12 protein-coding genes are annotated in these 14,424 nt (G+C 69.6%); 9 read left to right on the forward strand and 3 right to left on the reverse strand.

All coding sequences use genetic code 11. The features are described from left to right. The first annotated feature begins 118 nt into the window (after positions 1 to 118). From H2041_RS11850 to H2041_RS11865, 4 genes are all read left to right on the forward strand, one after another. Positions 119 to 1,843: a type I secretion system permease/ATPase gene (locus H2041_RS11850; RefSeq protein WP_293412891.1), complete on the forward strand. Its 1,725-nt coding sequence runs from the start codon at positions 119 to 121 to the stop codon at positions 1,841 to 1,843. After that, complete coding sequence (locus H2041_RS11855) at positions 1,840 to 3,225, forward strand: HlyD family type I secretion periplasmic adaptor subunit (RefSeq protein ID WP_293412893.1); 1,386 nt, start codon at positions 1,840 to 1,842, stop codon at positions 3,223 to 3,225. The genes H2041_RS11850 and H2041_RS11855 overlap by 4 nt, the downstream gene beginning before the upstream one ends. A 223-nt stretch (positions 3,226 to 3,448) precedes the next feature. Further along, the gene (locus H2041_RS11860; protein ID WP_293412895.1) at positions 3,449 to 5,323 is read left to right on the forward strand and encodes a calcium-binding protein; all 1,875 of its coding nucleotides are present in this window, start codon (positions 3,449 to 3,451) and stop codon (positions 5,321 to 5,323) included. A 120-nt stretch (positions 5,324 to 5,443) separates the two neighbouring features. After that, entirely contained in the window at positions 5,444 to 7,153 is a 1,710-nt protein-coding gene (locus H2041_RS11865; RefSeq protein WP_293412897.1) for a glycosyltransferase family 4 protein, read from the forward strand. 216 nt (positions 7,154 to 7,369) lie between these two features. Here H2041_RS11865 and H2041_RS11870 read toward each other — a convergent pair whose 3' ends face one another. The 3 genes from H2041_RS11870 to H2041_RS11880 form a co-directional block, all read right to left on the reverse strand. After that, complete coding sequence (locus H2041_RS11870; RefSeq protein WP_293412899.1) at positions 7,370 to 8,383, reverse strand: M23 family metallopeptidase; 1,014 nt, start codon at positions 8,381 to 8,383, stop codon at positions 7,370 to 7,372. Between the two features lie 69 nt (positions 8,384 to 8,452). Further along, positions 8,453 to 9,082 carry a LysE family translocator gene (locus tag H2041_RS11875; protein ID WP_293412901.1) on the reverse strand — a complete coding sequence of 210 codons (630 nt, stop codon included), beginning with the start codon at positions 9,080 to 9,082 and terminating at the stop codon, positions 8,453 to 8,455. Between the two features lie 57 nt (positions 9,083 to 9,139). Beyond that, positions 9,140 to 9,880, reverse strand: a complete 741-nt coding sequence (locus H2041_RS11880; RefSeq protein WP_293412903.1) for a sulfotransferase — start codon at positions 9,878 to 9,880, stop codon at positions 9,140 to 9,142. Between the two features lie 141 nt (positions 9,881 to 10,021). On the opposite strand from H2041_RS11880, the gene H2041_RS11885 reads away from it, so the two are divergent. From H2041_RS11885 to H2041_RS11905, 5 genes are read left to right on the forward strand one after another with little or no spacing between them, the layout of a single operon-like run. Then, positions 10,022 to 10,789 carry a cephalosporin hydroxylase family protein gene (locus tag H2041_RS11885; RefSeq protein ID WP_293412905.1) on the forward strand — a complete coding sequence of 256 codons (768 nt, stop codon included), beginning with the start codon at positions 10,022 to 10,024 and terminating at the stop codon, positions 10,787 to 10,789. Between the two features lie 23 nt (positions 10,790 to 10,812). Further along, positions 10,813 to 11,586: a glucose-1-phosphate cytidylyltransferase gene (gene rfbF / locus H2041_RS11890; RefSeq protein WP_293412907.1), complete on the forward strand. Its 774-nt coding sequence runs from the start codon at positions 10,813 to 10,815 to the stop codon at positions 11,584 to 11,586. Then, on the forward strand, positions 11,583 to 12,641 hold the full coding sequence (gene rfbG / locus H2041_RS11895) for a CDP-glucose 4,6-dehydratase (protein WP_293412909.1): 1,059 nt from the start codon (positions 11,583 to 11,585) through the stop codon (positions 12,639 to 12,641). The genes rfbF and rfbG overlap by 4 nt, the downstream gene beginning before the upstream one ends. Then, a complete protein-coding gene (locus H2041_RS11900; protein WP_293412910.1) occupies positions 12,641 to 13,879 on the forward strand; it encodes a class I SAM-dependent methyltransferase in 1,239 nt (412 codons plus the stop codon). Before rfbG ends, H2041_RS11900 begins: the two co-directional genes overlap by 1 nt. Continuing rightward, the gene (locus tag H2041_RS11905) at positions 13,879 to 14,412 is read left to right on the forward strand and encodes a dTDP-4-dehydrorhamnose 3,5-epimerase family protein (protein ID WP_293412912.1); all 534 of its coding nucleotides are present in this window, start codon (positions 13,879 to 13,881) and stop codon (positions 14,410 to 14,412) included. The genes H2041_RS11900 and H2041_RS11905 overlap by 1 nt, the downstream gene beginning before the upstream one ends. Positions 14,413 to 14,424 lie beyond the last annotated feature (12 nt).

Here is a 14,424-nt window from a genome sequence, read left to right on the forward strand (position 1 = left end):
GCGTGGCCGCCCGGGAGCGGGAGGCGCCATTGACTTGCAGGCCTGCGGTCGTCATGTGTCGCCGGCTCAAGCCGCCCGCAATCCGGGTCGTTTCAGGCTGCGACGGACGCTCCCAAGTATGAAGATCCTCAATCCGTTCGCGTCCCTGCCGGACAATCTGCTGACGCGCGCCCTGAAGGAGGGGATCTCGCCGCTGGCCTTTGCGGGCCTGTTCAGCCTCGTCAGCAACCTGCTCTATCTGGCGCTGCCGCTCTACACCTTCCAGATCTACGGCCGCGTGCTGTCGAGCTACAGCGTGCCGACCCTGCTGGTCCTGACCGCCGGCGCCCTGGTGGTGTTCCTGATCTCCAGCGTCATCGACGAACTCCGCACCCGGGTGCTGATCAACTACGGCATCATGCTCGATCAGCGCGTCTCCAGCCACGTCTTCGCCGCCCTGTTCGAGGAACGGCGCGGCGGCGCCCAGTCGCGCTCCCAGGCCCTGCGGGACCTGGACAGCTTTCGCCAGGTCCTGACCGGACCGGTGTTCGCCGCCGTCTTCGACCTGCCGTGGATGCCGCTCTTCATCGGCATCCTCTTCGTCATCGATCCCCTGGTCGGGGTGCTGACCCTGGCCGGGGCGGCCGCCCTGTTCGGCCTGGCCATGCTGCAGGACAAGCTGTCGCGTCCGCCGCTCCAGCAGTCGAACGAGGCGGCGCTGAAGGGCTACGCCTTCACCGAGGCCGGTCTGCGCAATTCCGAGGTCGTGCGCGCCATGGGCATGCTCGAGGCGCTCGGCGCGCGCTGGTCGACCTTCCGCACCCAGTCGATCGAGCGCGGGGCCTGGGCCTCGCAGCGCACCAGCGTGCTGTCCAACGCCACCAAGTTCACCCGCATGGCGATCCAGATCCTGGTGATCGGCCTGGGCGCCTATCTGGTGGTGACCGGCGAGATCCACCCCGCGCTTCTGTTCGCCAACATGATCCTGGCCAGCCGCGCCCTGCAGCCGGTGGAACGCCTGGTCGGCGCCTGGGACGGCGTCGTCAACGGGGGCCGCGCCTTCGACCGGCTGAACGCCCTGTTCAACGCCTATTCCATCGCCCCGCCGAGCACGAGCCTGCCGCGGCCGCTCGGCCAGCTGTCCATCGAGGGCGTCAGCTTCGCCCCGCCCGGCGCCGAGCGCTACGTGCTGCAGGGCCTGAACTTCAAGATCGAGCCCGGCGAGATGCTCGGCGTCATCGGACCGTCCGGCGCCGGCAAGTCCACCCTGGCGCGCCTGATGGTCGGGGTGTGGCGGCCCAACGCCGGACACGTGCGCCTCGACGGCGGCGACGTGTTCAGCTGGAACCGCACCGAGTTCGGCCGCCACGTCGGCTACCTGCCGCAGGACACCGAGCTCTTCGCCGGCACGATCCGCGACAACATCGCCCGCTTCCGCCCCGACGTCCCCGATGAGGCGGTGGTCGAGGCCGCCACAATGGCCAATGTCCACCCGCTGATCCTGCGCCTGCCCAAGGGCTATGAGACCGAGCTGACCGACGGCGGCTACGTGCTCTCGGCCGGCCAGAGGCAGCGGATCGGCCTGGCCCGAGCCCTGCTCGGCGACCCGCGCCTGCTGGTCCTGGACGAGCCGAACGCCAGCCTCGACGCCGAGGGCGAGGAAGCGCTGATGCGGGCGATCGACACGATGAAGAGCCGCGGCGCGACCATCGTCGTGGTCTCGCACAAGCCCAACGTCTTCCGCTCCGCCGACAAGATGCTCGTCCTGCGCGAGGGCCGCATGGAGCTGTTCGGCCCGCGCGAGGCGGTGATGGCGCGCTTCGCCCAGCCCTCCGCCGTCCGTCCCGTGGAGGCCGGCCGATGAAGTTCGACCTGACGCCGTTCAGACCCGTGCTGGGCCCCATCCGTCCGCTCGATGCGCGCTTCGACGTGGGCGACCACGAGCCGGACCGCGAGCTGAAGCAGCGCCTGTGGCGGCCGATCGTCGTCGGCTGCATCTTCGTCGGGGTCTTCGTGGTCGGCCTGCTGATCTGGGCCGCCCTGGCCAATATCAGCGCCGCCACCGTCGCGCCGGCCGAGGTGCGCGTGGAGGCCAACCGCAAGACCCTGCGCCACCGTGAAGGCGGCGTGGTCTCGCAGATCCTGGTGCGCGAGGGCGAACTGGTCGAGGCGGGCGAGCCGCTGCTGCGCTTCGACGACGTCCAGGCCCGGGCGGCCGTCGACGTGCTGCAGAATCAGACGGACGCGGTGCTGGCCCAGGTCGCGCGCTTCGCCGCCGAATCGACGGGTTCGCGCAACCTGACCTTCCCCGAGGCGCTGACCAGCCGGATGTCCGACCCGCGGGTGGCGGGGATCGTCCGCGACCAGCAGCTCCTGTTCACCACGCGCCTGCAGTTCTTCGAGAGTCAGCAGGCGGTGCTCACCCAGCGGGTCGAGCAGCTGGCGACCCAGATGGTCGGCGTGCAGGCCCAGATCGACTCCGTCGAGCAGCAGATCGAGCTGACCGAGGAGGAGCTGGCCGGCTACCAGACGCTTTTCGAGAAGGGCTATGCGCCCAAGACGCTGATCCTGCGCTACGAGCGGAGCCTGTCGGAGCTGAAAGGCCGTCAGGGCGCCCTCCTGGCCGAGCTCAACCGTCTGCGTCAGGCCCAGGGCGAGGCGCGCCTGCAGCTCACCACCCTGCGCGACGAGCGAATCAGCCAGGCGGCCGAAGGGCTGCGCCAGATGCAGACCCAGCTTTCGGACGTGGGCCCCAGGCTGACCGCCGCCCAGCAGGTGCTCGACCGCACCACGGTGCGCTCGCCCGTGGCCGGTTACGTGCTGAACCTGACCCAGTTCACGGTCGGCGGCGTGGTGGCGCCCGGCGAACTGCTGATGGACGTGGTGCCGGCCGACGCGGCGCTCATCGTCACCGCGCGTATTCCGCCGAAGGACATCGACAGCGTCCATGTGGGCCAGGAGGCGCGGGTGACCATCTCGGCCTTCAATTCCCGCAAGGTCGCGCCCCTCGACGCCACCGTGGTGACGGTCTCGGCCGACCGCCTGCTCGACGCCAACACCGGCGAGGCCTATTTCCAGGCCGATCTGCGCATCGCGCCGGAGGCCCTCAAGGAGCTGCCCGCCGGTCAGGAACTGTCCCCCGGCATGCCGGCCCAGGCGATGATCGTCACCGGCGAACGCTCCATCCTTTCCTACCTGGTCAATCCGCTCACGGACACGATCGGGGAGGCCATGCGCGAGGAGTAGGAAGGCGCCTGCGGGCCTTGTGGTTCGCGGCTTCGTCCGCCTCGGGACGGGGTGCTTTTTCGTATTGCGTATCGACCGAGCATCCGATACCTCTTCCTCGGGCTCGTTTAACCTTCGCCACGTCCATGTGCTATGGCGTCGCGTAGGGACCGCTAGGACCGCTCCATCCGAGTGATGGTGGCCAGGCGTTCTGGGGTCCATGTGACACTGACTGGAGAGAAGCATGGCTAACTATTTCTTCGAGACCATCACGGCTGCGCAGGCGCTCGGGTACACCGCGGGCACCGACCAGCTGGCGTTCCAAGACGCGAACGCCTCTGCCTCGCAGGTGACGGTCCGCTACATCCCGGCAGCGGGCGCCGATCCGGCGCGCGTCAGCCTGACCTACAACGGCGTGACGAAGATCTTCGGCACCGGCATCTACGGTGAGAACGACTTCTTCTTCTCGAACGGCTCGGTCCTGTTCGTCGGCGACCCGGCCGCGGGTGAAACCCAATCCGGTTCGTCCGCCATGGACGGCCTGTTCGGCGGCGACGGCGCCGACAGCCTGGCCGGCCTGGAAGGCGCGAACTTCATCCAAGGCAACGCCGGCAACGACACCACCTCGGCCGGTTCTTCGGCTGACGTCGTGTACGGCGGTCAGGGCAACGACCAGCTGGCGGCCGGCACCGGCAACAACTGGATCCAGGGCAACCTCGGCAACGACTCGATCACGGGCGGTTCCTCGACCACCTACGCCGAGACGCTGCTGGGCGGTCAGGGCAACGACACCATCAACGGTGGCGACGGCCGTGACTTCCTGAACGGCAACCTGGGCAACGACTCGCTGCTCGGCGCCGCTGGCAACCAGACCCTCATGGGTGAAGCCGGCACCGACACCGTCGATGGCGGCGCCGGTAACGACTACATCGATGGCGGCGACGACGCCGACAACCTGACGGGCGGCGACGGCAACGACACCGCCTTCGGCGGCACGGGCACCGACACGCTGGCCGGCGGCAACAATAACGACTACCTGCAGGGCAATGTCGGCGCTGACTCCGTCAACGGCGGCGCGGGCAACGACACCCTGTACGGCGGTCAAGACGCCGACGAGATGGACGGCGACGCCGGCAACGACCGCGCCAACGGCAACCTCGGCAACGACTCGATGACGGCTGGCGCCGGCAACGACACCCTGCTGGGCGGCCAAGGCGACGACACGATCGTCGGCACCTCGGGTTCCAACATCCTGAACGGCAACCTGGGCAACGACTCGGTCCTCGGCGGCACCGACGCTGACGTCATCTACGGTGAAGACGGCGCCGACGCCCTCGATGGCGGCGCTGGCAACGACTCCGTCGACGGCGGCGCGGGCAACGACAACGTGTCGGGCAGCGCGGGCAACGACACGCTCGTGGGTCAAGACGGCAACGACCAAGTCGACGGCGGCGGCGACAACGACGCCATCTCGGGTCAGGCCGGCAACGACACCCTCACCACCGGCGCGGGCAACGACACCGCCTCCGGCGGCGAAGGCAACGACTCGATCGACGGTTCGGCTGGCGGCAACAACGTGATGGCGGGTGACGCCGGCAACGACACCGTCACCGGTGGCGCCGGCAACGACACCGTCACCGGCGGTGACGGCAACGACACCCTCAACACCGGCGACGGCGCCAACGCCGCGGTCGGCGGCGCGGGCAACGACAGCATCACCGGCGGTGCGAACGCCGACACCATCACGGGCGGCGCTGGCGCCGACACCGTGACGGGCGCTGCTGGCGCTGACGTCTTCGTCTTCGGCGCGGGCGACACGTCGAACAGCACGCCGATCGATCGGATCACCGACTTCACGACGGCCGATGACTCCATCAACGTGGGCATCGCCGGCACGGCTACGAACTACATCGAAGCCAACGAAGTCGCCGATTACGCGACCGCTCTGAACACCGCCTCGAGCATCATCCAGGGCGGCGCTCAGGACATCGTGGTGGTCGACGTCGGTGCGGACGTGTACGTCTTCGCCGACATCACCGGCACGAACGCGGTCGGCACGGTCGTCCACCTGGTGGGCGTCCAGCTCGGCACGATCGACGAAACCGACTTCGTGGCCTAAGCCACGACCGATCGGAAACGATCTTGGGGGCCGCTCTTCGGAGCGGCCCCTTTTTCGTGCCCGTAACAGCGTCCGCTGAACCTTCCGGGACCACGGCTTTCGAGCTAAGGCGGCAGTCGCATGACCAACGCCGCCATCTTCTTCCATCCCGACGGCTACGCCACGGACCGCGAGCGGCTGATGGGCCGCCACTCCGCGGGTGAGAGCTTTCTCCGCGGATTCATCCGCCACGCGGATGCTGACCGCCTTCATCTCTGGAAGGCCAAGAACCAGCGGCACGCCGCCTTCGAGGCCTTGCTTGAAGCGATCGAGCCGCCCGGCCGTCCGGTACGCTGGATCGGCATGCAGGACCGGGTGGGCCTCCAGGACCCCGGCTGCGTCTTCATCCCCAGCCCGACGATCGGGGACGAGGCCTGGCGACGCCGGCGCTACGGCCGCAGCCGCTACAGCCTGTGCGGCCTGACCCACACCACGGCCACGCACCGGGCCATCGACGCCCTGGCGGATCTGGTCATCAGTCCGCTGGAGCCATGGGACGGCCTGATCTGCACCTCGGCCGCGGTCCGGCAGAGTGTGGAGCTACAGCTCGAGGCGGTGCGCGAGGATCTCCGCCTGCGCCTGGGCGCGACCCGACTGCCGCAGCCGCAACTCACCACCCTGCCGCTGGGCGTCAACGGCGAGGACTTCCGCCACGACCCCCAGGCCCGTGCGGCCTGGCGCGAACGCCTGGGCATCCCCGAGCACGCCGTGGCGGCGCTCTATGTGGGGCGGCTCAATGTCCTGGCGAAGATGAACCCCGCCCTGATGGCCCAGGCGCTGGAGCGCGTCGCCGGCCGGACGGATCAGCCGATCCACTGGATCGTCTCAGGCTGGGCGCCGACCGAGGCGGACTGGGAGGGGTTCCACGCCGCCACCCGCGCCTTCTGCCCCAGCGTCACCTATCACGCCGTGGACGGCCGCAAGCCCGACACCCGTTTCTCCATCTGGTCGGCGGCCGACCTCTTCATCTCCTTCTCCGACAACATCCAGGAGACCTTCGGCCTGACGCCGGCCGAAGCCATGGCCGCCGGCCTGCCCTGCGTGGTCAGCGACTGGAACGGCTATCGCGACACGGTCCGCCACGGGCTCGACGGCTTCCGAATCCCCACCTGCGCCCCCAGGCCCGGCCTGACGGAGGACCTGGTCTTCCATCACGACTATGGCTGGACCGCCTATGAGAACTATGTGGGCGCCGTCGCCCAGATGGTGTCCATCGACCTGGAGGCGGCGAGCCGGGCCATACTCGACCTCGTCGAGAACCCGGACCTGCGCCGCCGCATGGGCGCGGCCGGGCGCCGCCGTATCGACGAGGCGCTCGACTGGAAGGCCGTCATTCCCCGGTACCAGGCCTTCTGGGGCGAACTGGCCAGCCGCCGCGCCGCGGCCCAGGCCGAGCCGCCGGCCATCGCCGCCCATCTCAAGAACCCGCGCCGCCTCGACCCGCTCACCCTCTTCGCCAGCTATCCCACGCAGGCCCTGCATCCGGCCGACCGGATCGTGGTGGGATCGGTGGCCGACTGGACCGAGGCCGAGGCGCGCCTCTCGCGCAACCTCGCCGCCGCCGGCCAATGGGCCATGGCGCTTCCGGCCGAACGCAAGGCGATCTTCGACCAGGTCGCCGCAGGCGGTGGCGTCCGGGTTCATCAGATCGTCCAGGCCGCACCCGCCGATCGGCGGCCCTTCGTGGAGCGCTCGCTCACCTGGATGATGAAGTTCGACGTCCTGCGCCTGGCGCGCCATGCCGACGTGCCCCCCGAGCCGGAGGCGCAGAACGACGGCGGCGGGCGATAGGGCCTGCGGAACGCATCGGATTGTCGGGAAGGGCGTGAGGCCGGGCCATAGCTGGCATGGGCGCTATGGCCCGGCCGAAGCGACACAGCCTTGGAGAGCAGGGCTGACATCAAACTGTAGCTTAGTCCGCCGCAGTGCGAAAGAGCCTGTGTCGGGCAAGCGACGGGAATCCGCTGCTTTTCCCCCTGCGGCCAGCGCGGCGACTGCGGCCGGACGTCAGAAGGCGAGCTGGAATTCGCGTTCCAGGACGCGCTGGCCGCCCCGCTCAACCCAGTACTGCGCCCGATAGGCGCCCGGCGGCCAGCCCTCGGCCGGGGTGCGGCGCCCGGCATAGAGCAGGTACTGGGCCTTGGCCCGGTCCAGGGGCTCCTCCGCGGTCTCGGCGAGCACGGTTCCGTCCGGAGCCAGGACCTTGAGGTGTTGCACGTCGCCCCCCTCCAGACCGATCGCACGGACATAGGCGACCAGGGCGGGCGCATGCTGGGCGGCGTCGGCGACCCCGCCGTCCTCCAGCGCCTCCATGCTCACCGCCCCGCTGGAGAAGCCGGTGTTCAGCACCGCCCCCTCGCGATAGGCCATGGCCTTCAGGGCGGCGGGCGACCAGAGCGCGCCGCGCGCGGCGCAGCCGCCGGCGGACATGTCCGGGGCGAAGGGATCGACCACCTGGCCGTCGCGGCGCACCGTGAAGTGCAGGTGCGGATATTCGGTGTTCCCGGACAGCCCGATGCGGGCGATGGCCTGGCCCGCCTGGACCTGTTCGCCCTGCCGGACCAGCAGGCTGTTGCGCGCCAGGTGGCAGTATTGCGTCTCCCAGCCTTCGCCGTGGTCGATCACCACGCCGTTGCCGCACTCCATGCCGTCGACGGGAGAGGCGTCCGCCGAGCGGACGGAGACGTCGGCGACGCCGTCCCGCAGCCGGGCGACGACGCCGGGCGCGGCGGCCAGCACATAGACCCCGGCCCGCTGGGCGGCCATGCTGGGCACGCGGATGTCGACGCCCTTGTGGTCCTGGTAGGTGCGCTCCTCGCAGCGATAGTCCTTCGCGCCGGGGCCCGGATCGCGGTCCACATAGTTCTGGATCTCGCAGGTCTGGCCCAGAACGCAGTCGACCGGGAAGACGAGTTGCGGTCCCGCCGGCGCTTCCGCCGCCTGGGGCGGCTCGCCCTGACTCTGTCCGGCCGGAGAACAGGCGGCGAGCAGGACAAGGGCGGCGAGCGGCGAGGGCTTCACGCAGGGTCTCCCGAGACGAAGGCAGGGGCGCAGCCTGGCCCAACCCGCCGACGGAATTATGGCGACGCCTCAGCCGGGCTTCACCCGCAGCAGCGCCAGGCCGAAGCCGATGAAGATGAGGCCGGTCACCCGGTCGAACAGACGCTTGACCGCGGGCCGGCTCAGATGGCGCGCCAGCGAACGTCCGCCGAGCGCATAGACGCCGTACCAGAAACTCTCCACCACGGCGAAGGTGAGCACCAGCATGGCGAACTGCGGCGCCCGCGGCAGGGCCGGATCGATGAACTGGGGCAGGAAGGCCGCGGCGAACAGGATCAGCTTGGGATTGCTGATGCTGATGGCGAAACCGCCCCGGAAGAGGGCGGCCGGGGAGAGGGCGGCGGCGAGCGCAGGCGATCCGACGTCGAGCGGCCGGGCCTCGCTCCGCCAGGCTTTGACGCCGAGGAAGATCAGGTAGGCGACGCCGGCGTAGCGCAGCACCTCGAAGGCGCCGGGGAGGGCCAGGAACAGGGTGGCCAGTCCCGCCGCCGAGGCCGCCAGAACCAGGACGATGCCGCTCAGACAGCCGGCCATGGCCGCCACGCTGCGGCGCAGGCCCAGGTCCACGCTGCGCGACAGGATGTGCAGCATGTTGGGTCCGGGCGTGCCCGAGAGCAGGAAGACCGCGCCCACGAACAGCCACCAGGTCTGAAGGGTCATGTCGTCGCATCTTCGGCCGGGAGGAAGGCCTCCGCTAGCACCGGCGGCGATGCGCCGCTAGCCGAAGGTGAGGCCGGTCAGGGCCTGCAGGCGCGCCATGTCGCGGGCGTAGATCGCGCGCAGAGCCGCGGCGTCCTCGGGCGTCAGGCGGGAGGGATAGGCGATGTCGCGCGCCTCGTGCACCCGGCGCGGCCGGACCTCCGGGAAGGGCCCGACGCCCAGGAAGGCGCAGACCTCCGACAGCGTAGCCGCCGGATCGGCGTCCAGGGCGCCGGCCTGCAGGATCAGCACCTGCTCGCGCGGGAAGAGGGCGAAGAGCCGCTCGATCTGCTCGCCGTAGAAGCCGCGCTCCACATAGCTGAACTCCCGATGCCAGCCCCAGGGCTGCGCGTCGAACAGGCGCGTGCGGCCGCGGCGGACGCACCAGTCGAAGGGCGCCGTCTCCACGCCGCGGGCATATTCCATCTTCCAGTGGGAGAAGGCGCGCTCCACCGGATCGCGCAGCAGGACGATCAGCCGGATGTCGGGCCGGTAGGCGCGGATGCGCTCCAGGCTGTTCTTCCAGTAGAGATAGATGGGCGTGGCCTCGCCCCACAGCTTGGTGCGGTCGGACAGACCGAAGCGGGCGTGGTAGTCGCCGTAGTCGGGCGCCGCCCAGTCGCGGGCCTCGTCGTCGAAGAAGTGGACCTCCTTCACGTCCGACAGGCCGATCTGCGGGTGGTCCCCCAGATAGTCGAACAGCGCCGTCGTGCCGGCCTTCTGAGCGCCGGCGATGATGAAGTCGACCTTCGGCTCCACGGGTGCTCCTCGCCTGCGGCGCGGCTCCTTGGGCCCCCGGCGCGGGTTACGGCTTCATCGGGCCGCAGATGCGCGATAAGAGGGGGACGAATGAAGCGGGCCGGATTCTGTGGTCCGCCAAAGGCATACAAGGTCGGGGTCTTGATCACCATCATCGACGAAGAGCGCGGCGAAGTCGTCGTCCGCGACGGCGACAAGGAAGTGCGCCACAGCCTCTCCACCGCCGAAGGATTCGCCGCGGCCTCCAAGGCCTGGGTCCGGGCCACCTGGGATTCGAAGTACGTCTATTCCTTCGCCTGGATGGGCCGGCCGATCATTCAGCTGCCGGAGGACATGATCCGCCTGCAGGAAGTGATCTATGCGCTGAAGCCTGACGTGCTGATCGAAACCGGCGTCGCCCACGGCGGCTCCCTGATCTTCTACGCCTCGCTGTTCGAGGCCATGGGCCACGGCCGCGTGATCGGCATCGACATCGAGATCCGGCCGCACAACCGCAGCGCCATCGAAGCCCACCCGATGAAGAAGCGGATCGAGCTGATCGAAGGCTCGTCCACCGCGCCCGAAGTGGTCGACCAGGTGAAGGCCCTGGTGAAGCCGGGCGAGAAGGCCCTGGTGGTGCTGGATTCCAACCACACCAAGGGCCACGTGCTCGACGAGCTGCGCGCCTATGCCGACCTGGTGCCGGTGGGCTCCTACATCGTGGCCACCGACGGGATCATGGAACAGGTCGCCGGCGGCCCGCGCACGGCCGAGGACTGGACCTGGAACAATCCCAAGGCCGCCGCCCACGCCTTCGTCGAGGAAGACAAGCGCTTCGTCATCGAGGAGCCGGCCTTCCCGTTCAACGAGGGCGCGGTGACCGAGCGGGTCACCTACTGGCCCGACGCCTTCGTCAAGCGGATCGCCTGACGGATCGGGGAAGGGGCGCGACCATGAAAGCCGTCATCCTGGCCGGGGGGCTCGGGACCCGCATTTCCGAGGAAAGCCACCTGCGGCCCAAGCCGATGATCGAGATCGGCGGCCGGCCGATTCTGTGGCACATCATGAAGCTCTTCTCGCACCACGGCTTCAACGAGTTCATCGTCTGCCTGGGCTACAAGGGCTATGTGGTGAAGGAATACTTCGCCAACTACGTGCTCCATAACGCCGACTTCACCGTCGACCTCGCCAACCGGGCCATCGACTACCACGCCACCAACCACGAGCCGTGGAAGGTGACCCTGGTGGACACCGGCCCCGACACCATGACCGGCGGCCGGCTGAAGCGGGTGCGGCAGTTCCTCGATCCCGGCGAACCCTTCTTCTTCACCTATGGCGACGGCGTCGCCGACGTGGACCTGAAGAAGCTGGCGCAGTTCCACAGGGCCCACGGCAAGGATGCGACCGTCACCGCCGTCGCTCCGCCCGGCCGCTACGGCGCCCTGGAAATGACCGGCGACCGGGTCGACCGCTTCGTGGAGAAGCCGCCCGGCGACAACGGCCTGATCAACGGCGGCTTCTTCGTGCTCAACCCCGCCGTGGTCGATCGGGTGGAGGATGATTCCACCGTCTGGGAGCTGGGCCCGCTCGAAGGCCTGGCCGCCGACGGCGAGCTGATCGCCTATCGTCACGACGGCTTCTGGGCCGCCATGGACACCCTGCGCGACAAGAACCAGCTCGAGGCGCTCTGGGCTTCGGGCAAGGCGCCCTGGCGCCTCTGGGCATGAGCCGGCCCGATCCGGCCTTCTGGGCGGGCAAGCGCGTCCTTCTCACCGGCCATACGGGGTTCAAGGGCTCGTGGGCCGGCCTCTGGCTCGCCCGCATGGGCGCAGAGGTGACGGGCCTGGCGCTGGCCCCCGATCAGACGCCGGCGCTCGCCGACCTGTTGGGCTATGAGCACCTGACGGCCTCGCACACGGTCGACCTGCGCGATCGCCGGGCGGTGACGGACGCAGTCGGCGCGCGGCCTTTCGACCTTGTCCTGCACATGGCCGCCCAGCCGATCGTCCGCGCGGCGATCGAGGATCCCGTGGGGTCGCTCGCCACCAACATCATGGGGACGGCCCACCTGCTGGAGGCGCTGCGCGACGAAGACGCGCTCAAGGCGGTTCTGGTCATCACCTCGGACAAGGTCTACGCCAACAACGACGCCGGCCGCGCCTTCCAGGAGGGCGACGCCCTGGGCGGCAAGGATCCCTATTCCGCCTCCAAGGCCTGCGCCGAGATCGTGACGGCGAGCTACGCGAAGTCCTATTTCGACAGGGCCGGCGTGCCGGTCGCCACCGCCCGCGGCGGCAACGTCATCGGCGGCGGCGACTTCTCCCGCGACCGGCTGGTGGCCGACATCGTCCGCGCCGCCCGCGCCGGAGAGGCCGTGGTCCTGCGCCACCCGGAGGCCACGCGGCCCTGGCAGCACGTGCTCGACTGCGTGGCCGGCTATCTGGTCTACGCCCAGGCGCTGGCGACGCGGAAGGATACGCCCCGCGCCCTCAACTTCGGTCCCAGGCCCGGCGCGGCCGAGATCACCGTCGGCGAGCTCGCCACCCAGGCCACGCAGGCCCTGTCGGCCAAGCCGTGGCGGCACGAGCCCGACCTCGCCTCCATCGAGGCGAAGATGCTGGCCGTGGACGCCGGTCTCGCCCGGCGCACGCTCGGCTTCGAGAGCCGCCTCGACGGTCCCGCGGCCGTGGCCTGGACCATGGAATGGTACCGCCGGCAGGGGGAGGGCGAGGCCGCCCGCGACCTCTGTCTGGCCCAGATCGACGCCTACGAAAGCCTCTGATGACGACGCCCGTCTGCCGCTTCTGCCGCACGCCGCTGACCCACACCCTGGTGGACCTGGGCGCCCAGCCGCTCGCCAACAGCAACCTGACCGCAGCCGAGCTCGCGGCCGGGAACGAGCGGACCTATCCGCTGCACGCGCGGGTCTGTTCTGAGTGCTTCCTCGTCCAGGTGGACGATCCCGTGGCGGCCGACGAGATCTTCGACTCCGGCTACGCCTACTTCTCCTCCTATTCGGCGAGCTGGGTGGAGCATGCCCGCCGCTACGCAGAGGCCATGATCGCGCGCTTCGGTCTCGGGGCGGACTCGCTCGTGGTCGAGGTGGCGTCCAACGACGGCTACCTGCTGCAGCACTTCAAGGCCGCCGGCGTGCCGGTGCTGGGGATCGAGCCCACGGCCAACACCGCCCAGGCGGCCATCGACAAGGGCGTGCCCACCGAGGTCATGTTCTTCAACGGCGAGACCGGCCGCGAACTGGCCGCCCGCGGAGTGAAGGCCGACCTGATGGCCGCCAACAACGTGCTCGCCCACGTCCCGGACATCGGCGGCTTCGTCGCCGGCTTCCGCGAGGTGCTGAAGCCCGAAGGCGTGCTCACCTTCGAGTTTCCGCATTTCCTCAACATGCTCGAGCTGGTGCAGTTCGACACCATCTATCACGAGCACTTCTCCTACCTGTCCCTGCTGGCCGTGGCCCAGGTGCTGCGCGCCAACGGCCTGCGGGCCTTCGACGTGGAGCTGCTGCCCACGCACGGCGGCTCCTTGCGCCTCTTCTGCGCCCACGAGGGCTCGAGCCATCAGGAGACGGACGCCCTGAAGACCCTTCGCGCGCGGGAAGCCGCCGCGGGCCTGCACAAGCTGGAAACCTACGAAGGCTACGCCGCCCGCGTCGATGCGGTGCGCGACTCTTTCCTGGCCTTCCTGAAGGCGGCCAAGGCGGACGGGAAGTCGGTGGCGGCCTATGGCGCGGCGGCCAAGGGCAACACCTTCCTCAACTATGCCGGCGTGACCGACAAGGACATCGTCGCGGCCTTCGACGCCAATCCGCACAAGCAGGGCCGGTTTCTGCCCGGCAGCCATGTGCCGATCCTCTCGCCCGAAAGGGTGGCCGAGGTGAAGCCCGACTATGTGCTGATCCTGCCCTGGAACCTGAAGGACGAGATCATGGCGCAGCTCGCCTATATCCGCGCCTGGGGCGGCCGGTTCGTGATCGCCTCGCCCAAGACCGAGATCCTCGACTGATGCGGTTTTCGCCGACGGAGGTGGCCGGCGTCATGCGGGTGGAGATCGAGCCCGTGCAGGACGCGCGCGGCGCCTTCGCCCGGCTGCACTGCCCCGAGGAGTTCGCCGCCGCCGGCATACCCTTCGCCCCGGCCCAGACCAGCCTGTCGCGCAACACGGCCGCCTTCACCCTGCGCGGCATGCACTACCAGCCCGCGCCGCATGGCGAGACGAAGCTGGTTCGCGCCGTGCGCGGCCGCGTCTTCGACGTGGCGCTCGATCTGCGCCCGGACAGCCCGACCTATCTGAAATGGACCGGCGCAGTCCTGGACGCGGACGAGGGCCAGGCGCTGTTCATCCCCGAAGGGGTCGCTCACGGCTTCCTGACGCTCCTGCCCGACACCGACGTGCTCTACCAGATCGCGCCCATGTTCGAGCCGGGCCACGGCGCGGGCGTGCGCTGGAACGATCCGGCCTTCGCCATCCGCTGGCCGGCGCCGCCGGAGGTGATCTCCGAGCGTGACGCGGCCTATCCCGACTTCCGTGGCGCCTGAGGCAAGTCCGAC

Source organism: Phenylobacterium sp., assembly GCF_013911965.1.
Classification (GTDB): Bacteria; Pseudomonadota; Alphaproteobacteria; order Caulobacterales; family Caulobacteraceae; genus Phenylobacterium.

Excerpts from the sequence above, each read along its gene's own strand:
- H2041_RS11850 (WP_293412891.1), top strand. The coding sequence starts at position 119 with ATGAAGATCCTCAATCCGTTCGCGTCCCTGCCGGACAATCTGCTGACG.
- H2041_RS11855 (WP_293412893.1), top strand. The coding sequence starts at position 1,840 with ATGAAGTTCGACCTGACGCCGTTCAGACCCGTGCTGGGCCCCATCCGT.
- H2041_RS11860 (WP_293412895.1), top strand. The coding sequence starts at position 3,449 with ATGGCTAACTATTTCTTCGAGACCATCACGGCTGCGCAGGCGCTCGGG.
- H2041_RS11865 (WP_293412897.1), top strand. The coding sequence starts at position 5,444 with ATGACCAACGCCGCCATCTTCTTCCATCCCGACGGCTACGCCACGGAC.
- H2041_RS11875 (WP_293412901.1), bottom strand. The coding sequence starts at position 9,082 with ATGACCCTTCAGACCTGGTGGCTGTTCGTGGGCGCGGTCTTCCTGCTC.
- rfbF (WP_293412907.1), top strand. The coding sequence starts at position 10,813 with ATGAAAGCCGTCATCCTGGCCGGGGGGCTCGGGACCCGCATTTCCGAG.
- rfbG (WP_293412909.1), top strand. The coding sequence starts at position 11,583 with ATGAGCCGGCCCGATCCGGCCTTCTGGGCGGGCAAGCGCGTCCTTCTC.
- H2041_RS11900 (WP_293412910.1), top strand. The coding sequence starts at position 12,641 with ATGACGACGCCCGTCTGCCGCTTCTGCCGCACGCCGCTGACCCACACC.
- H2041_RS11905 (WP_293412912.1), top strand. The coding sequence starts at position 13,879 with ATGCGGTTTTCGCCGACGGAGGTGGCCGGCGTCATGCGGGTGGAGATC.